Origin of the sequence: Enterobacter sp. BIDMC109, from assembly GCF_001037885.1 — a bacterium.
GTDB lineage: Bacteria > Pseudomonadota > Gammaproteobacteria > Enterobacterales > Enterobacteriaceae > Enterobacter > Enterobacter hormaechei_C.
In genome coordinates this window covers 2,696,196-2,713,848 of sequence record NZ_KQ090002.1, presented here as the reverse complement: position 1 = coordinate 2,713,848, position 17,653 = coordinate 2,696,196, and the positions used below count along the sequence as shown (strand labels likewise).

Annotated in this window: 16 protein-coding genes and 2 tRNA genes; 12 read left to right on the top strand and 6 right to left on the bottom strand. The window is 55.1% G+C overall.

Annotation, left to right across the window (positions count from 1 at the left end; translation table 11 throughout):
• The first annotated feature begins 377 nt into the window (after positions 1-377).
• On the top strand, positions 378-1,886 hold the full coding sequence (gene putP, locus SK62_RS12920) for a sodium/proline symporter PutP (RefSeq protein WP_017384768.1): 1,509 nt from the start codon (positions 378-380) through the stop codon (positions 1,884-1,886).
• Between the two features lie 72 nt (positions 1,887-1,958).
• Entirely contained in the window at positions 1,959-2,378 is a 420-nt protein-coding gene (locus SK62_RS12915; protein WP_017384767.1) for a DUF3574 domain-containing protein, read from the top strand.
• A gap of 72 nt (positions 2,379-2,450) precedes the next feature.
• On the opposite strand, the gene SK62_RS12910 is transcribed toward SK62_RS12915, so the two are convergent.
• Positions 2,451-3,635: a NupC/NupG family nucleoside CNT transporter gene (locus SK62_RS12910; RefSeq protein WP_047719346.1), complete on the bottom strand. Its 1,185-nt coding sequence runs from the start codon at positions 3,633-3,635 to the stop codon at positions 2,451-2,453.
• 251 nt (positions 3,636-3,886) lie between these two features.
• On the opposite strand from SK62_RS12910, the gene efeU reads away from it, so the two are divergent.
• The 5 genes from efeU to SK62_RS12885 all read left to right on the top strand — a co-directional run bounded on the left by efeU (position 3,887) and on the right by SK62_RS12885 (position 10,390).
• Positions 3,887-4,720, top strand: a complete 834-nt coding sequence (gene efeU, locus SK62_RS12905) for an iron uptake transporter permease EfeU (RefSeq protein WP_047719347.1) — start codon at positions 3,887-3,889, stop codon at positions 4,718-4,720.
• 40 nt (positions 4,721-4,760) lie between these two features.
• Positions 4,761-5,888: an iron uptake system protein EfeO gene (gene efeO, locus SK62_RS12900; RefSeq protein WP_023303411.1), complete on the top strand. Its 1,128-nt coding sequence runs from the start codon at positions 4,761-4,763 to the stop codon at positions 5,886-5,888.
• A 3-nt stretch (positions 5,889-5,891) separates the two neighbouring features.
• On the top strand, positions 5,892-7,175 hold the full coding sequence (gene efeB / locus SK62_RS12895) for an iron uptake transporter deferrochelatase/peroxidase subunit (protein ID WP_023296295.1): 1,284 nt from the start codon (positions 5,892-5,894) through the stop codon (positions 7,173-7,175).
• Positions 7,176-7,674: 499 nt separating this feature from the next.
• Positions 7,675-8,466, top strand: coding sequence for a phosphate starvation-inducible protein PhoH (phoH, locus tag SK62_RS12890; RefSeq protein ID WP_017384762.1), 792 nt, complete (start codon positions 7,675-7,677; stop codon positions 8,464-8,466).
• Positions 8,467-8,884: 418 nt separating this feature from the next.
• Positions 8,885-10,390: an alanine/glycine:cation symporter family protein gene (locus tag SK62_RS12885; protein WP_045338039.1), complete on the top strand. Its 1,506-nt coding sequence runs from the start codon at positions 8,885-8,887 to the stop codon at positions 10,388-10,390.
• Positions 10,391-10,606: 216 nt separating this feature from the next.
• Here the strand turns inward: SK62_RS12885 and SK62_RS12880 are convergent.
• From SK62_RS12880 to SK62_RS12870, 3 genes are all read right to left on the bottom strand, one after another.
• Positions 10,607-10,695 (bottom strand) — tRNA-Ser (locus tag SK62_RS12880).
• A gap of 137 nt (positions 10,696-10,832) precedes the next feature.
• Entirely contained in the window at positions 10,833-11,510 is a 678-nt protein-coding gene (locus SK62_RS12875) for an isochorismatase family protein (RefSeq protein WP_003858068.1), read from the bottom strand.
• Positions 11,511-11,529: 19 nt separating this feature from the next.
• Positions 11,530-12,390, bottom strand: a complete 861-nt coding sequence (locus SK62_RS12870; RefSeq protein WP_047719348.1) for a pirin family protein — start codon at positions 12,388-12,390, stop codon at positions 11,530-11,532.
• Between the two features lie 109 nt (positions 12,391-12,499).
• Between SK62_RS12870 and SK62_RS12865 the strand changes: the two genes are divergently transcribed.
• A complete protein-coding gene (locus SK62_RS12865; protein ID WP_015570854.1) occupies positions 12,500-13,405 on the top strand; it encodes a LysR family transcriptional regulator in 906 nt (301 codons plus the stop codon).
• Positions 13,406-13,525: 120 nt separating this feature from the next.
• Here the strand turns inward: SK62_RS12865 and SK62_RS12860 are convergent.
• A tRNA-Ser gene (locus tag SK62_RS12860) sits at positions 13,526-13,613 on the bottom strand.
• A 229-nt stretch (positions 13,614-13,842) separates the two neighbouring features.
• Here SK62_RS12860 and ghrA point away from each other — a divergent pair.
• The 4 genes from ghrA (at position 13,843) to SK62_RS12840 (ending at position 16,755) form a co-directional block, all read left to right on the top strand.
• Positions 13,843-14,781, top strand: a complete 939-nt coding sequence (ghrA, locus tag SK62_RS12855) for a glyoxylate/hydroxypyruvate reductase GhrA (RefSeq protein ID WP_017384758.1) — start codon at positions 13,843-13,845, stop codon at positions 14,779-14,781.
• A gap of 83 nt (positions 14,782-14,864) precedes the next feature.
• A complete protein-coding gene (locus SK62_RS12850; RefSeq protein ID WP_032647957.1) occupies positions 14,865-15,602 on the top strand; it encodes a phosphatase in 738 nt (245 codons plus the stop codon).
• Between the two features lie 19 nt (positions 15,603-15,621).
• Positions 15,622-16,176 carry a TorD/DmsD family molecular chaperone gene (locus SK62_RS12845; RefSeq protein ID WP_003858059.1) on the top strand — a complete coding sequence of 185 codons (555 nt, stop codon included), beginning with the start codon at positions 15,622-15,624 and terminating at the stop codon, positions 16,174-16,176.
• Between the two features lie 96 nt (positions 16,177-16,272).
• Entirely contained in the window at positions 16,273-16,755 is a 483-nt protein-coding gene (locus tag SK62_RS12840; protein ID WP_072159654.1) for a DUF1097 domain-containing protein, read from the top strand.
• A 43-nt stretch (positions 16,756-16,798) separates the two neighbouring features.
• On the opposite strand, the gene csgG is transcribed toward SK62_RS12840, so the two are convergent.
• Positions 16,799-17,632: a curli production assembly/transport protein CsgG gene (gene csgG / locus SK62_RS12835; protein ID WP_003858055.1), complete on the bottom strand. Its 834-nt coding sequence runs from the start codon at positions 17,630-17,632 to the stop codon at positions 16,799-16,801.
• Positions 17,633-17,653 lie beyond the last annotated feature (21 nt).

Below are 17,653 nucleotides of genomic sequence, written 5' to 3'. Positions count from 1 at the left end.
AAATATCCACCATGTTGCAACTTTGTGCAACCGTGTTAAATGTGACCTGGTCTGCAAGCTGGAAAATGAATGGATTGTTAACGATTGGTTAGCTGTGAAAAAGAACGTGCGGCGGTTTCTGAGCCCAGTTTTTATGCGGTGCTTAACACTTTTTAAAGGTGCAACCCGTAAAAGCGTGAGCGAGTGCAACCTATAGGAAAGACGTATAAAACCAGGGATGAAATTCATGTAAATGCAGTGTTAAATCGTTTGTCAGTGGGATGCGTATACGGCAGGATAGCGCGCCCAACGGAAACACATACACACATCACTACGTTCCGGTGATGACATAACAAGGCAACCCGGACGGTTGTCGCTCGACATTTTGGAGAATTTGAATGGCTATTAGCACACCGATGCTGGTGACATTTCTCGTTTATATTTTTGGCATGATCCTGATAGGGTTTTTGGCATGGCGTTCCACTAAAAACTTTGACGACTACATCCTCGGCGGGCGCAGCTTAGGCCCGATGGTCACCGCACTCTCTGCGGGCGCTTCCGACATGAGCGGCTGGCTGCTGATGGGGCTGCCGGGCGCGATTTTCATCTCCGGTATCTCCGAAAGCTGGATCGCCATCGGCCTGACCGTTGGCGCGTGGATCAACTGGAAGCTGGTGGCAGGCCGTCTGCGCGTGCACACCGAAGCCAACAACAACGCCCTGACGCTGCCGGACTACTTCACCGGACGCTTTGAAGATAACAGCCGTATCCTGCGCATTATCTCCGCGGTGGTGATCCTGCTGTTCTTCACCATCTACTGTGCCTCCGGCATCGTGGCGGGCGCGCGCCTGTTCGAAAGCACCTTCGGCATGAGCTATGAAACCGCCCTGTGGGCCGGCGCCGCAGCAACCATCCTCTATACCTTCGTGGGCGGATTCCTGGCGGTAAGCTGGACCGATACCGTGCAGGCGAGCCTGATGATCTTCGCCCTGATCCTGACTCCGGTGATTGTCATTTTCACCGTCGGCGGCTTTGGCGAATCGCTGGAAGTGATCAAGCAGAAGAGCATCGAAAACGTCGATATGCTGAAAGGGTTGAACTTCGTCGCCATCGTCTCTCTGATGGGCTGGGGCCTGGGCTACTTCGGCCAGCCGCACATTCTGGCGCGCTTCATGGCGGCGGATTCTCACCACACCATCGTTCACGCGCGTCGCATCAGCATGACGTGGATGATCCTGTGTCTGGCGGGGGCGTGTGCGGTCGGCTTCTTCGGTATCGCGTACTTCAACAACAACCCGGCGCAGGCGGGCGCGGTGAACCAGAACGCCGAGCGCGTGTTCATCGAGCTGGCGCAGATCCTGTTCAACCCGTGGATTGCCGGTATTCTGCTCTCCGCGATCCTCGCGGCGGTGATGTCCACCCTGAGCTGTCAGCTGCTGGTGTGCTCCAGCGCCATCACCGAAGACCTCTACAAAGCGTTCCTGCGTAAGGGCGCGAGCCAGAAAGAGCTGGTGTGGGTAGGGCGCTTTATGGTGCTGGTGGTTGCGCTGGTGGCGATTGCGCTGGCGGCAAACCCGGAAAACCGCGTCCTGGGGCTGGTGAGCTACGCCTGGGCGGGCTTCGGTGCGGCATTTGGTCCGGTGGTGCTGTTCTCTGTACTGTGGTCACGCATGACCCGCAACGGCGCGCTGGCGGGGATGATTATCGGTGCGGTAACCGTTATCGTCTGGAAACAGTTCGCGTGGCTGGGCCTGTACGAAATCATTCCGGGCTTCATCTTCGGCAGCCTCGGTATCGTGGTGTTTAGCCTGCTGGGTAAAGCGCCGTCTGCGTCTATGCAGAAACGCTTTGCGGAGGCGGACGCGCACTATCACTCAGCGCCGCCGTCTAAGCTCCAGGCTGAGTAATTTTCCCCTCACCCTAACCCTCTCCCCGGTGGGGAGAGGGGATAGTCCTTTCACCTATGTGAGTCTTCATCAATGAGAATTAAAACAGGGTTAATGGTGGCAGCATTCGTGATGCTGTCGGGCTGTAGCGCACCCGCACAGCACGCGGCGGTGGAAACCTGCAAAGCAGAAAATCAGATGCAGCAGACCACGCTTTATTTCGGCTTAAACCGTCCTGCCGGGGCGCAAATCACAGGCAACGAATGGCAGCAGTTTGTCGACCAGGACGTGACGCCACGCTTTCGCGATGGTTTAACGGTATTTGATGCGCGCGGTCAGTGGCTGGGGAATGATGGAAAAGTGGCGCGCGAGCCGAGCAAGGCATTGATGCTGATCCACGCTAAAGACGCGCAGAGTGAGAAGAATATCGAAGCGTTGCGCGGGATCTATAAGTCACGCTTCGCGCAGGAGTCGGTGATGCGGGTCGACCAGCCGGTGTGCGTGCAGTTTTAATGAAAAACGGCGGGAAACCCGCCGTTGTTGTATCGTAGGCCCGTGCAAGCGAAGCGCCGCCGGGCACAAAACTTACAGCACCAACCCCGCAAAGCTTGCCGACAGCAGGCTTACCAGCGTTGCCCCGTATACAAGGCGTAAACCAAACCGCGACACCACGTTACCCTGTTGCTCATTCAGACCTTTTATTGCCCCCGCCACAATGCCGATGGAAGCGAAGTTAGCGAACGATACCAGGAACACGGACAAAATCCCCAGCCCGCGCGGTGACATTTGATGGGCTATTTTTTGCAGCTCGATCATCGCCACAAATTCATTCGCCACCAGTTTAGTTGCCATAATGCTCCCCGCGCTTAAGGCATCGCTCAGCGGAATACCAATAAGCCACGCCAGCGGATAAAACACATAACCCAGAATCTGCTGGAAGCTCATGCCAAATATGCCGGAGAAGAGGGCGTTAATGGCGCTAATAAGGGCGATAAAGCCAATCAGCATCGCCAGAATAATCATCGCCACCTTAAAACCGGCCAGAATATACTCGCCCAGCATTTCAAAGAAGCTCTGGGATTCGTGCAGTTTTTCCAGCCTGATATCCGGCTCCGCTTCCGGGCGGGCCGGGTTAATGACCGAAAGAATAATAAAGGTGCTGAACATGTTCAGGATCAGCGCCGCGACGACAAACCTGGCGTCGAGCATAGTCATATAGGCCCCGACAATCGACAGCGAAACCGTCGACATGGCCGTGGCAGCCATCGTAAACAGACGACGCGAGGAGAGATCGCCCAGCACGCCTTTGTAGGCAATGAAGTTTTCCGACTGACCGAGGATCAGCGAACTCACCACGTTAAAGGATTCCAGCTTGCCCATGCCGTTCAGTTTTGACAGCAGCGTCCCGATCACCCGAATAAAGATCGGCAGAATACGCCAGTGCTGAAGAATACCAATCAGCGCCGAGATAAAAATAATGGGGCAGAGCACGCCAAGGAAAATGAACGCCAGCCCTTTTTCACCCATCCCGCCAAAGACAAAATTCGTCCCTTCGGCAGCGAATTTAAGCAGCGACTCAAAGAAACCGGAAACGTATTTAATAATAAACAGGCCGCTTTCTGCGTGGAGGAAAAAGAACGCCAGCGCGATTTCGATCACGATCAGCTGTAAAATGAAACGAATACGAATTTTTCGGCGGTCGAAACTCACCAGCCAGGCGAGCGCAAGAATAATCACCAGCGCCAGCAGGAAATGGACAATTTTAAACATGGCTTATTTTCAGTTGGTTTTCGAGGCGGACATTTAGCCACAGCCCCGGTTAACCGTAAATGGGCATTTTCGTTATACCTTATAAACGTAACGGTTACTCAGGCAATTATTACTCCGCAATGCGTTTACATCTGGTCATCAAAACGCAACACATTTCGCTTGTTTTTCTTGTTGCCGTAATGATAATCACTATCACAAGAATTTACTTTTCTTTGCATCAGTTGACCGCGATAAACATTTAAGGTGTCGGCATGTTTGTTCCTTTTCTCATTATGTTACGTGAAGGCCTTGAAGCGGCCCTGATTGTTAGCCTTATCGCCAGTTATCTGAAGCGTACCCAGCGCGGACGCTGGATTGGCGTCATGTGGGTTGGGGTTTTCCTTGCTGCGGCGCTCTGCCTGGGCCTCGGTATCCTCATCAACGAAACCACCGGGGAGTTCCCGCAGAAAGAGCAGGAGCTGTTTGAAGGGATCGTCGCCGTGATTGCGGTGGTGATCCTCACCTGGATGGTGTTCTGGATGCGCAAGGTCTCCCGTAACGTGAAGGTACAGCTTGAGCAGGCGGTGGATAACGCCCTGCAAAAAGGCAACCACCACGGCTGGGCGCTGATCATGATGGTCTTTTTCGCCGTGGCGCGTGAAGGCCTGGAGTCTGTGTTCTTCCTGCTCGCGGCTTTTCAGCAGGACGTGGGCATCTGGCCGCCGCTGGGCGCGGTGCTCGGGCTGGCCACGGCGGTTGTGCTTGGCTTCCTGCTCTACTGGGGCGGCATTCGTCTTAACCTGGGCGCGTTCTTCAAGTGGACCAGCCTGTTTATTCTGCTGGTGGCCGCAGGGCTGGCGGCAGGGGCGATCCGCGCCTTCCACGAAGCGGGTCTGTGGAACCACTTCCAGGACGTGGCGTTCGATCTCAGCAACGTCCTGTCGACCCATTCACTGACCGGTACCCTGCTCGAAGGGATCTTCGGCTACCAGGAAATGCCGAGCGTCAGCGAAGTGGCGATGTACTTTATCTATCTGGTTCCGGCGCTGATCCTGTTCGCTATGCCGCCGCGTACCGGCTCGCAGACGTCGCGCGTAGCGCCGTAAGTGCTGTTTTAGTTACAACATACTTTTAAAGGGAAGAGTCATGGCCATTCAGTTCCGTCGTAGTGCGTTATGCGCAGGCATTGCCGCGCTGTTCGTGTCTGCCTTCACCGCTCAGGCGGCAGATATTCCGCAGGTAAAAGTCACCGTCAACGATAAACAGTGCGAGCCGATGACCATCACGGTTAACAGCGGTAAAACGCAGTTTATTATTCAGAACCACAGCCAGAAGGCGCTGGAGTGGGAAATCCTGAAAGGCGTGATGGTGGTGGAAGAGCGCGAGAATATCGCGCCGGGCTTCAGCCAGAAGATGACCGCAAATCTTCAGCCCGGGGAATATGACATGACCTGCGGCCTGCTGACTAACCCGAAAGGTAAGCTGATCGTCAAAGGCGCAGCGACGGCGGACGCGGCCAAAGGCACGGCGCTGCTGAGCCTCGGCGACGCCATTACCGCCTATAAAGCCTACGTCACCAAAGAGACAGCGGACCTGGTGGCAGGCACCAAAGCCTTTACCGACGCGGTGAAAGCGGGCGACATCGAAAAAGCGAAATCCCTGTATGCGCCTACCCGTCAGCACTACGAGCGCATTGAGCCGATTGCCGAACTGTTCTCTGACCTCGATGGCAGCATTGACGCCCGTGAAGACGACTACGAGCAGAAGGCCGCCGATCCGAAATTCACCGGCTTCCACCGTCTGGAAAAAGCCCTGTTTGGCGATAACTCCACCAGTGGGATGGAGAAATACGCCGAGCAGCTCAACAGCGACGTGCTGGAGCTGCAAAAACGCATCAGCGAGCTGGCATTCCCACCGTCGAAAGTGGTGGGTGGCGCAGCGGGCCTGATTGAAGAAGTGGCCGCCAGCAAAATCAGCGGTGAAGAAGATCGTTACAGCCACACCGACCTGTGGGACTTCCAGGCGAACGTCGACGGCGCACAGAAAATTGTCGATCTGCTGAGGCCTCAGCTGCAAAAAGAGAACGGCGAGCTGCTGGCGAAAGTGGATGCCAACTTTAAGAAAGTTGACGCTATCCTGGCGAAATACCGCACCAAAGACGGGTTCGAAACCTACGACAAGCTGACCGATGCTGACCGTAACGCGCTGAAAGGCCCGATAACCACCCTGGCGGAAGATCTCTCCCTGCTGCGTGGCGTACTGGGTCTGGATTAAGCGATGAACAAGCATGACGAATACGACGTGGCGGAACCTTCCCGACGTCGGTTGTTAAAAGGGGTAGGGGCGCTGGGCGGCGCGTTTGCCCTGGCGGGAGGCTGTCCGGTGGCGCATGCGGCAAAACCGCAAAGCGCCCCTGGCACGCTCTCCCCGGATGCGCGTATGGAAACGCAGCCGTTTTATGGTGAGCACCAGGCGGGGATCCTGACGCCGCAGCAGGCCTCGATGATGCTGGTGGCTTTCGATTCGCTGGCGAGTGATAAAGCCGACCTTGAGCGTCTGTTCAGGCTGTTGACCACGCGTATTGCCTTCCTCACCGCCGGCGGTCCCGCACCGGAAACACCGAATCCGCGCCTGCCGCCGATGGATTCCGGCATCCTCGGCGCGTTTATCGCTCCCGATAATCTGACCATCACCGTGTCGGTGGGGGAATCGCTGTTTGATGATCGCTACGGACTGGCGAAGCAGAAGCCGAAAGCGCTGCAAAAAATGACGCGATTCCCGAATGATTCTCTCGACGCGGCGCTGTGCCACGGCGATCTGCTGTTGCAGATCTGCGCTAATACCCAGGATACGGTGATCCATGCCCTGCGCGATATTATCAAGCACACCCCGGATCTGCTGAGCGTGCGCTGGAAGCGGGAAGGTTTTATCTCTGACCACGCCGCGCGCAGTAAAGGGAAAGAGACGCCGGTCAACCTGCTGGGCTTCAAAGACGGCACCGCCAACCCGGACAGCAGCAATACCGCGTTGATGAAGAACGTGGTATGGGTGACGGCGGATCAGGGCGAACCGGCCTGGGCGGTCGGAGGCACCTATCAGGCGGTGCGTATCATTCAGTTCCACGTGGAGTTCTGGGACCGCACGCCGCTGAAAGAGCAGCAAACTATCTTCGGTCGCGATAAGCAAACCGGCGCACCGCTCGGCATGAAGCACGAGCACGATGAACCCGACTACGCCCGCGATCCGAACGGGGACGTCATCGCGCTGGACAGCCATATTCGCCTCGCCAATCCTCGCACCAAAGAGACGCAATCCAGCCTGATGATGCGCAGGGGCTACAGCTACTCGCTGGGGGTGACCAACTCCGGTCAGCTTGATATGGGACTGCTGTTTGTCTGCTATCAGCACGATCTGGAGAAGGGATTCCTCACCGTGCAGAAGCGGCTCAACGGCGAAGCGCTGGAGGAATATATTAAGCCCATCGGCGGCGGCTATTTCTTTGCCCTGCCCGGCGCGCGTGACGCGAACGCCTGGCTCGCTCAGGGTCTGATAGAAGCCTGATAATCGTCCCTGCGACAGTTCGCGGGGACATTATTTTTTCGAAGGACTATCTTATTGTTATATTTCTGTAATATTTCTATATAAGACTGATTTTCCATGTAGGGGCAGTCCTAAAGTTGCATTCAGGTAAAATAAATGTTGCATTTATGATAATTCCTGATGTACTTAAGAGAAGACAGCGGTAGTTCCCGGCAGTGATGCTAACTCACTATGGAGATCGCGAATGGTTGCGTCCTGTACTGGACAAGGTAAACACATCAACCGCAGTACCCGGCGCGGAGGCTCAGACTCCGGCAGCGATTTCTTCACCACCAAATTCTCTCCTTCACCTCAAGAACCTTTTTCTACCGACGTGCATAACGGTGCGCGTAGCCGTTGTATATCGTCATCCGGTAATGCAAGCAATGGCTTACAAGGAAGCCAACCCTCTGATGTTCGTGCGCATAATCGTGCCGATGCTGGCGCGTGTGATGAATACCAACAACTCAAGGTGCTATCCATGGGAAGACAGAAAGCAGTGATCAAAGCTCGTCGTGAAGCAAAACGTGTGCTGAGACGGGATTCACGTAGCCATAAGCAGCGTGAAGAAGAATCGGTCACCTCGCTTGTGCAGATGAGCGGCGTAGAATCCATTGGCATGGCGCGGGACAGCCGCGATGCATCGCCAATTGTGGCGCGGAATGAAGCTCAGGCGCACTACCTGAATGCTATCGAGAGTAAACAGCTCATCTTTGCAACCGGGGAAGCCGGATGCGGGAAAACCTGGATCAGCGCCGCCAAAGCGGCGGAGGCGCTGATTCATAAGGACGTGGAAAGGATCATCGTTACCCGTCCGGTACTGCAAGCGGATGAAGATCTGGGCTTCCTGCCCGGCGATATTTCCGAGAAGTTTGCCCCGTACTTCAGGCCCGTCTATGACGTGCTGGTGAAGCGGTTGGGCGCTTCCTTTATGCAGTACTGCCTGCGACCAGAGATTGGCAAGGTGGAAATCGCGCCGTTCGCCTATATGCGCGGACGTACATTTGAAAATGCGGTCGTTATTCTTGACGAGGCTCAGAATGTGACCGCTGCGCAAATGAAGATGTTTTTAACGCGCCTCGGGGAGAACGTGACGGTTATCGTCAACGGCGATATTACCCAGTGTGACCTGCCGTCGGGCGTGAAGTCCGGCCTGAGCGATGCCATGTCACGTTTTGAGGAAGATGAGATGATAGGGGTGGTCCGCTTCACAAAAGAGGACTGCGTCCGCTCAGCGCTGTGCCAACGAACGCTGGAAGTGTACTCCGACTAAGATCATTTCACATTTTAAGTCATTTCTTCCCGGCGTTATGCCGGGAAGCTTCCTTTATTCCCTCTGCACGCGTGGCTTTTTTAAATCATATTTATTTCCTATAGCATTCAACAGGATTTACGCCCCGTTTTGCGGTAATAATAATATTACTGTTAATTTGCTGCGAACGCTTTTTATACAGGTCACGGAAATGTGATATGTATTTATAATACCCACAAAATATCTATGAATATAATGATCATGCTAATTATTGGTTTAAAATTAAACGTGAATGTTGTCACAGAACATGACTAAGCAGTAAAAATTAAGTTGGTGTCTTTTGGGTAATTATCTATGTTTCGTACTTGTTCAGACAAAATTCTAAAAAGAAACTCGCCAGGGGATCGTTTCCTCTGGAACATCACGCTAAGGGTCATACATGAACGAACTGGTTAGTGCAATTAATGGTGTTATCTGGAGCCCGGCGTTAATATTTTTATGTCTGGGTGTCGGCCTCTATTTCTCGCTGCGTAGTCGCTTTCTGCAATTACGGCATATAAAACTTATGATTACCCTGATGTTTCAGGGGCGTCCTACCGAGGCAGGCGTGTCGTCGTTTCAGGCGCTGACGATGACGCTGGCGGGCCGCGTGGGGACAGGGAATATTGCCGGTGTAGCGACCGCCATTACCTTTGGTGGACCCGGTGCGCTTTTCTGGATGTGGATCGTGGCATTTTTGGGGGCAAGCTCTGCTTTTGTCGAATCCACGTTAGGTCAGGTTTATAAAGAGAAAATTAACGGCGAATATCGTGGTGGTCCTGCCTTTTATATTGAGAAAGGGTTAGGCGTGAAGTGGTACGCATGGTTATTTGCCATCGTAACGATTTTCTCCTGCGGATTATTACTGCCAGGTGTGCAGGCAAACTCCATTGGTGCGAGCCTGGATATTGCCTTTGGTCTGAGCCCAAATGTCACGGCGGCGTTACTTGCTGTGCTGTTGAGTTTTATTATTTTTGGTGGCGTAAAAAGGATTGCCAGCTTTAGCAGCATGGTGGTTCCGTTTATGGCGCTCGGCTATATTATTGTGGCGTGCGTGATTATCGCTATCAATATTGATCAGCTTCCTTCAGTTATATTGCTGATCTGGAAAAGTGCTTTTGGCCTTGAAGCTGGGTTTGGCGCTATTCTGGGCCAGGCCATCATGTGGGGCGTGAAGCGTGGCGTCTATTCCAACGAGGCGGCGCAGGGTACCGGGCCACATGCCTCCTCGGCGGCGGCCGTAAGCCATCCGGTGAAACAGGGGCTGGTTCAGGCGTTCTCCGTGTACATCGACACGCTGTTTGTCTGCTCCGCGACCGGGTTTATGCTGTTGATCACCGGGCTGTATAACGTGCAGGGCGTCGACGGCGCAGCGCTCTATACCGGAATAGCGGGCGTGGCCGCAGGACCGGGATATGTCCAGACGGCAATGGAAAGTATGATGCCGGGCTTCGGTAATTACTTTGTTGCCATCGCGCTGTTCTTCTTTGCCTTCACCACGATCATTGCTTACTACTACATCGCTGAAACGAATATCGCCTACATCAACCGTAAGATTCATCGCCCGTGGCTGACGTTCCTGCTCAAGCTGTGTCTGATGGCTTCGACGGTATATGGCACGGTACGCACCGCGGATCTGGCCTGGGGATTAGGGGATATCGGCGTAGGGCTGATGGCATGGCTCAACATTATTGCCATCGTTCTGTTGCATAAAAAAGCGTTTGCCAGCCTGAAGGATTATGAAATCCAGAATGCACAGGGGTTGGATCCACACTTTGACCCGGTTCGGCTGGGGATTAAAAATGCGGATTACTGGCTGGAGGAGCGTAAGGATGAAGCGGGTGCTCAGCCTGAGCAGGTTTCATCTCCTGAAGGAAAGGAGTCGGTAGGGAAGTTGAATAGCTGAGGAATGGTTGAGACAGGCCCGTGCTTTTGTACGGGCTTTCTTTTTTTGTAGGTGAGGCAGCTCCTGTCGCACCGGGGGGATTGACTCGCTTCGCTCTCAGTCTGTCCAACTGGCTGCGCCAGTTGTCGAACCCCGGTCGGGGGTTCTCATCCCCCCCAAAGGCGTGCGACATGCGAAAAAAAAGCCCGCATTTTCATGCGAGCTCTTCTTCAAATATGGCGGTGAGGGGGGGGATTCGAACCCCCGATACGTTGCCGTATACACACTTTCCAGGCGTGCTCCTTCAGCCACTCGGACACCTCACCATATTGTTTTGCTGCCTGACCGCTTGGGGGGCAACGGGGCGCTACTATAGGGAGTTGCGCTAAAACGGTCAAGCAGATTTTCAGCATTCGTGCTTGTTCGGTTAAGCCTTAATCAGCTTATGTCGCAGCGCGCAGGATTAACGCTGCGAATCGAGCACTTCGCTATTTTTCACCACGTCCTGCGCTTTGCTGTAGCTTTCGATCAGCAGCTGGTAGGCCGGGAAGATGTGTGTGTACACCTCAGCCCATTCACCCGCATCTTCACGGTTCCACGTGCGCTGAATTTCGGAAGCAACAGCAGCCGTGTCCATCGGCACCACGCCTGCCTGCACCACGCGCGCCAGGGTGATCTCCTGCGCCATTTTGCTGTAGGTGCCGGAGGCATCAATCACCGCAAACACTTTATATCCGTCCGCCACCGCGCTGATGGACGGGAAGGCCATGCAGACGCTGGTGATCGTCCCCGCGATAATCAGCGTTTTGCGCCCGGTGGCTTTCACCGCCGCCACGAACTCCGGGTTATCCCAGGCGTTGATCTCACCCTTGCGTGCCACATACTGTGCGTGCGGCGCGTTGGCGTGGATCTCCGGGATAAGCGGGCCGTTCGGTCCCTGTGGAACCGACGCCGTGGTGATCACCGGGATCTTCGCCAGCGAGGCGATTTTTGCCAGCGCTGCTGCACGGGCGCGCAGCTCAGGCATTGGCATGTCTCCTACGGTCTGGAACAGCCCGCTCTGGTGATCGATAAGCAGCATAACGGCATCGTTTACGTCAATAACGGGACGTGCACCGTTGAAGTTTGCAGGGGTAGACATAATGCGCTCCTTATTACGTTTAGATTTGGCCAAAGCGGCCGGAGTTGAAATCGCGAATAGCCTCGGCAATTTCGGTTTTACTGTTCATCACAAACGGGCCATAGCCCACGATGGGTTCATTCAGCGGCTCCCCGGCCATCAGCAGCACTTTGGCATCGCTGCTGGCTTCGAGATGCAGTTTGTCACCGCTCTGACTCAGCACGACCAGTTGCGCCTCACCGGCAGGCGTGGTGCCGTTCACCGTCACGCTGCCTTCAACGACAACCAGCGCCGTGCTCCAGCCTTCGGGCTGATTGAGCGTCAGATGGCTACCCTGGCGCAGCGCGAGATCCCACACGTTCAGCGGTGAGAAGGTATGCGCCGGGCCGGTTACCTCTCCAAAACGGCCAGCAATCACGCGCAATGTTCCGCTGTTATCCGGCAGGGTGACCACCGGGATATCCGACTGAGTGATGCTCTGGTAGCCAGGCGTCGCCATTTTGTCTTTGGCGGGCAGGTTGACCCACAGCTGCATCATTTTCAGTTCACCGCCTTTCTGCGAAAACGCGCTGGAGTGGAACTCCTCGTGCAAAATGCCTGCGCCTGCCGTCATCCACTGCACATCGCCTGGGCCAATAACGCCGCCTCTGCCGGTGGAATCACGGTGCTCCACTTCGCCTGAGTAGACGATGGTCACCGTTTCAAAACCGCGATGAGGATGCTCGCCCACGCCGCGTTTCGCGCCGTCCGCCTGGAAGGTATGCGGTCCGGCGTAGTCCAGCAGCAGGAACGGGCTCAGGGGCTCGCCGTGCGTCTGGTAAGAAAACATCGAACGAACCGGAAAACCGTCACCGACCCAGTGCGGCCGAGGTGCGGTATACACGCCTGTTACGTTTTTCATGATTAACTCCTGATGTCCTGTTGATGGAATTAGCTTATATTCAGGGTTAATATCCCGGTAGATAGCAAAAATGACATTCACTGTTCCTTAAATGGAACAATAGAGGCGTATGCAGGATCTCAATGATTTCGTATGGTTTGTGAAGGTGGTGGAGCATGGTGGCTTTGCGGCGGCGGGTCGGGCGCTCGATCAGCCTAAGTCGAAACTGAGCCGTCGGATTGCTCAGCTGGAAGAACGCCTGGGCGTTCGGTTGATCCAACGTACCACGCGGCAGTTTGCGGTGACGGAGGTGGGGCAGACGTTCTATCAGCACTGTAAAGCCATGCTGGTGGAAGCTGAAGCTGCGGAGGAGGCGGTGGCTGCTTTACAGGCTGAGCCGCGCGGTATGGTCAGGCTCACCTGTCCTGTCACCTTGCTGCACGTTCACGTGGGGCCCATGCTGGCGCGGTTTATGGCGCGCTATCCAGGGATCAACCTCCAGCTCGAAGCCACCAACCGCCGGGTCGATCTGGTGGCGGAGGGGGTGGATGTGGCGATCCGCGTTCGTCCGCGCCCGTTTGATGACAGCGATCTGGTATTAAGGGTGCTGGCGGACAGGGGGCACTGTCTGGTTGCCGGGCCGGCACTGATTGAACGGATGGGCAACCCGGCGATGCCCTCTGAACTCAGCGAGTGGCCGGGGTTAAGTATGGGGGCGGGCAAGCACCTGCATAAGTGGGAATTGAGCGGGCCGGAGGGCGCAAAGGCAGAAATTCACTTCACGCCGCGCCTGGTGACTACCGACATGCTGGCGCTGCGGGAGGCGGCGATGGCGGGCGTGGGCGTGGTACAGCTGCCCATTTTGATGGTGAAGGATCAGCTGGCTTCAGGTGAACTTGTTCGGGTGCTGAATGCCTGGGAACCCAGACGGGAAGTGATCCACGCGGTGTATCCATCCCGGCGCGGCCTGCTGCCATCGGTCAGGACGCTGGTGGATTTTCTCACCGAAGAGTATGCAAAGATGGTTGAAGACTAGCTTTTTGTAGGTCGGGTAAGCGTAGCGCCACCCGACATAAAGAACGCAGGGAGCGAATCTCCTTACGGAGAATATAAAAGAAAAAAGCCCGTACTTTCGTACGAGCTCTTGTCTTGAATATGGCGGTGAGGGGGGGATTCGAACCCCCGATACGTTGCCGTATACACACTTTCCAGGCGTGCTCCTTCAGCCACTCGGACACCTCACCATATTGTCATCCCGTTGTTGTCGGGACGGGCGCTAATGTAAGGAAAAGCCGTACTGCCGTCAACCCACTTTTTCAGTAATTTAGCGTGTTTAGACAAACTTCAGGCAACCTGATTCCGAAATGTGCGAAATGCGCCTCTTTTATCAGCAACGCGGTTTAGCGATAAATTTGTTATGCTGGCAAGCCAGTTGAAAATGAAAATAAAACAGCGCAATAAAAGGCAATGACTATGGATATTATCTTCTATCACCCCACTTTTGATACGGCTTACTGGATTAACGCGCTCACGGCGGCACTGCCTGGCGCACGCGTTCGCGAATGGAAACAGGGCGATAATGAACATGCCGACTACGCGCTGGTCTGGCATCCCCCGGTCGAAATGCTTCAGGGACGCCGTTTGAAGGCGGTGTTTGCTCTTGGTGCGGGTGTGGATTCCATTCTCAGTAAGCTGAAGGCACACCCTGAAATGCTGCCGGAGGATATTCCCCTGTTTCGTCTGGAAGATACCGGTATGGGGCAACAGATGCAGGAATATGCCGTGAGCCAGGTGCTGCACTGGTTCCGACGTTTCGACGATTATCAGGCGTTCAAACAGCAATCCCACTGGGAACCGCTTCCGGATTATCAGCATGAAGATTTCACCATCGGCATCCTCGGCGCGGGTGTACTGGGTTCGAAAGTCGCCGAAGCGCTCGCGCCGTGGGGCTTCCCACTGCGCTGCTGGAGCCGGAGCCGTAAGGATTATCCAGGCGTCGAGAGCTTTGCCGGAACGGACGAACTCCCGGCGTTCCTGAAAGGGACTCGCGTCCTTATTAACCTGCTGCCGAATACGGCGGAAACGGTCGGCATTATCAATGGCACGCTCCTCAACCAGTTGGCAGAAGACAGCTACTTAATGAACCTGGCGCGCGGGGTACACGTTGTGGAAGACGATCTGCTGAAAGCGCTGGATAGCGGTAAACTGAAAGGCGCAATGCTGGATGTCTATAGCCGCGAACCGCTGCCGACAGACAGCCCGCTCTGGGCACATCCGCGCGTGGCGATGACGCCTCATATTGCGGCCGTGACGCGACCGGCGGAGGCCGTGGCGTACATCTCGCATACCATCAGCGAAATAGAGAAGGGCAACGCGGTGACCGGACAGGTCGACAGACAGCGAGGCTACTGAGAGAAACCCGGCGTTCGCCGGGTTTTTGCTAATATTCGCCGCTGATAACTGCTATCCTTTGGAAAACCGCAGAGGAGAGAAAGATGTATCCCGTTGACCTGCATATGCACACCGTCGCCAGTACCCACGCTTACAGTAACCTCCATGATTATATCGCTCAGGCGAAGCTGAAAGGCATTAAACTGTTTGCGATAACCGATCACGGTCCGGATATGGCGGATGCGCCGCACTACTGGCATTTTGTGAATATGCGTATCTGGCCACGCCTGGTGGACGGTATCGGGATACTGCGCGGCATCGAAGCGAACATCAAAAATACTGACGGTGAGATTGACTGCACCGGCCCGATGCTGACCTCGTTAGATCTGATCCTCGCCGGCTTCCACGAGCCGGTCTTTGCGCCCCAGGATAAAGAGACCAACACCGCAGCGATGATTGCCACTATTGCCAGCGGCAACGTGCACATTATCAGCCACCCGGGAAATCCGAAATACCCGATTGATATTCAGGCCGTGGCGCAGGCGGCAGCGAAGCACCGCGTGGCGCTGGAGATTAACAACTCCTCCTTTGTTCACTCGCGTAAGGGCAGTGAAGCCAACTGCCGCGAAGTGGCGGCGGCCGTGCGCGACGCGGGCGGCGTGGTGGCGCTGGGCTCTGATTCACACACGGCCTTCACGCTGGGTGATTTCAGCGAGTGCCTGAAAATATTGCGGGACGTGAATTTCCCGGAAGAACAGATCCTGAACGTCACGCCGCGTCGTATGCTCGACTTCCTTGAGTCGCGCGGCATGGCGCCGATTGATGAATTTGCCGATCTTTAATTAATAACGGAATAAAAACATGAATGAGTTTTCCATCCTTTGCCGCGTGCTGGGCACCTTATATTACCGCCAGCCGCAGGATCCGCTGCTGGTTCCGCTGTTTACCCTGATTCGTGAAGGTAAACTGGCGCAGAGCTGGCCGCTGGAACAGGATGAGTTGCTGGAACGCTTGCAAAAAAGCTGCGATATGCAGCAGATTTCAACGGATTACAACGCGCTGTTTGTGGGAGAAGAGTGTCGCGTGTCGCCGTATCGTTCTGCCTGGCAGGAAGGTGCGACCGAAGCGGAGGTTCGGGCATTTCTTTCAGAACGCGGCATGCCGCTGACGGATATGCCTGCCGATCATATCGGTACCCTGCTGCTGGCGGCCTCCTGGATTGAAGATAATGCAGGTGATGATGAGAACGAGGCGATTGAAACCCTGTTCGAAACGTATTTGCTTCCGTGGGTTGGCACCTTCCTGGGTAAAGTTGAAGCCCATGCCACCTCGCCGTTCTGGAGAACGCTGGCTCCGCTGACGCGTGACGCCATCGCTGCCATGTGGGACGAGCTGGAAGAAGAGAACGAAGAGTGATTTGAATCACAAAAATCCTGCAACGATACATTTCAACTTGCACGTAATGTGCTTCTGATCTCATTTCTAAGGTGCGCATCTGCTAAGATGCGCACCATGAACATACTACTTTGTATTGCAATCACGACTGGCATCCTCTCCGGCCTCTGGGGTTGGGTGGCTGTCTCTCTCGGCTTGTTGAGCTGGGCTGGTTTTCTTGGCTGCACGGCCTATTTCGCCTGCCCGCAGGGTGGTCTCAAAGGGCTCTTCATCTCCGGCTGTACTCTGATGAGCGGTGTGATTTGGGCGCTGGTCATTATGAAAGGCAGCGCGCTGGCGCCGCATGTGGAAATCCTGGGGTACGCCATCACCGGCATTGTGGCCTTCCTGATGTGCGTTCAGGCAAAACATCTGCTGTTGTCCTTTGTGCCCGGCACGTTCATGGGTGCCTGCGCGACCTTTGCGGGGCAGGGGGACTGGAAGCTGGTGGTCCCTTCGCTCATGCTGGGATTACTGTTTGGCTACGCCATGAAGAACAGCGGCCTCTGGCTTGCGGCCCGACGCGAGAAGAGCCAGAGCGTTCCTGCGGTAAGTAAATAAAAAAAGGCGAGACGGAAATCTCGCCTTTTTTATGCGCCGCCGATTATGACTCTGGCGGCACCGACATCTCTCGGTATTTCACCAGCACCGCATTACTCACGTCACTTTTATTCTGAAGATCCCACAAGCCGCGATCGATACCGTCATTAATCAGGAAAATCACGCCGGTTTCGATGGCCGACATCAGACACAGCATGACCGGCTCGTTAGAGGTATAGCCAATTTCACCCTCCAGCAGACGCTGGTAATCGATAAAGCGGAACACCCCGGCCTGCACTTCATAAGAGAGAATCGTTTTGCTGGTGGTCACGGAGGATAATATCTCACCCGTGCTCACGTTAACCACGCGCAGGTTGACGGCAATCTGATCCAGCTGATACTGCGTGTCGGCCCCGATGCCAAAGTAACGCGCACCCGCGCCGCCCGATTTCACGTTACTTTCGTAGCCGATAATCGAGCCTTCCACCATGATATTGGCTGCGGTGAGAGACTGTAGCGGCATGCGGTTATTGACGCCAACGGTACCATTCTCCTGCGCGGCACGAATGATTTTTCGTTCGTTAAGCAGGTTTTGCAGCCCCTGACGTTCCAGCGGGATAAACCAGCGAGAATCTTTCAGGGCGGTGACCAGCATCGCGGTGGCGCTCTGCGGTACGGCCGTCGAGAAGTTACTGGCCGGATACGGTTTGAACTGGCCCGTCTCATCCTGAATGTTATAGACCGAGACGAATATCTTCCCGGTAGGGACCGGCAGATGTGTCAGATCCCGGTAGCTCTGGGCACGAGGCATTAGGGTGGGTTTAGCGGCTTCTTTTGGCGGGGCAGTTAAACAACCGCTTAATAAGCACACTGCAACTAAAATAAAAAAGCGCTGCATAATAATTGTCCTTATTTCGGG

Bases quoted from the DNA above. Each gene is read 5' to 3' on its own strand.
- putP (WP_017384768.1), top strand. From the start codon at position 378: ATGGCTATTAGCACACCGATGCTGGTGACATTTCTCGTTTATATTTTT.
- SK62_RS12915 (WP_017384767.1), top strand. From the start codon at position 1,959: ATGAGAATTAAAACAGGGTTAATGGTGGCAGCATTCGTGATGCTGTCG.
- SK62_RS12910 (WP_047719346.1), bottom strand. From the start codon at position 3,635: ATGTTTAAAATTGTCCATTTCCTGCTGGCGCTGGTGATTATTCTTGCG.
- efeU (WP_047719347.1), top strand. From the start codon at position 3,887: ATGTTTGTTCCTTTTCTCATTATGTTACGTGAAGGCCTTGAAGCGGCC.
- efeO (WP_023303411.1), top strand. From the start codon at position 4,761: ATGGCCATTCAGTTCCGTCGTAGTGCGTTATGCGCAGGCATTGCCGCG.
- efeB (WP_023296295.1), top strand. From the start codon at position 5,892: ATGAACAAGCATGACGAATACGACGTGGCGGAACCTTCCCGACGTCGG.
- phoH (WP_017384762.1), top strand. From the start codon at position 7,675: ATGGGAAGACAGAAAGCAGTGATCAAAGCTCGTCGTGAAGCAAAACGT.
- SK62_RS12885 (WP_045338039.1), top strand. From the start codon at position 8,885: ATGAACGAACTGGTTAGTGCAATTAATGGTGTTATCTGGAGCCCGGCG.
- SK62_RS12875 (WP_003858068.1), bottom strand. From the start codon at position 11,510: ATGTCTACCCCTGCAAACTTCAACGGTGCACGTCCCGTTATTGACGTA.
- SK62_RS12870 (WP_047719348.1), bottom strand. From the start codon at position 12,390: ATGAAAAACGTAACAGGCGTGTATACCGCACCTCGGCCGCACTGGGTC.
- SK62_RS12865 (WP_015570854.1), top strand. From the start codon at position 12,500: ATGCAGGATCTCAATGATTTCGTATGGTTTGTGAAGGTGGTGGAGCAT.
- ghrA (WP_017384758.1), top strand. From the start codon at position 13,843: ATGGATATTATCTTCTATCACCCCACTTTTGATACGGCTTACTGGATT.
- SK62_RS12850 (WP_032647957.1), top strand. From the start codon at position 14,865: ATGTATCCCGTTGACCTGCATATGCACACCGTCGCCAGTACCCACGCT.
- SK62_RS12845 (WP_003858059.1), top strand. From the start codon at position 15,622: ATGAATGAGTTTTCCATCCTTTGCCGCGTGCTGGGCACCTTATATTAC.
- SK62_RS12840 (WP_072159654.1), top strand. From the start codon at position 16,273: ATGAACATACTACTTTGTATTGCAATCACGACTGGCATCCTCTCCGGC.
- csgG (WP_003858055.1), bottom strand. From the start codon at position 17,632: ATGCAGCGCTTTTTTATTTTAGTTGCAGTGTGCTTATTAAGCGGTTGT.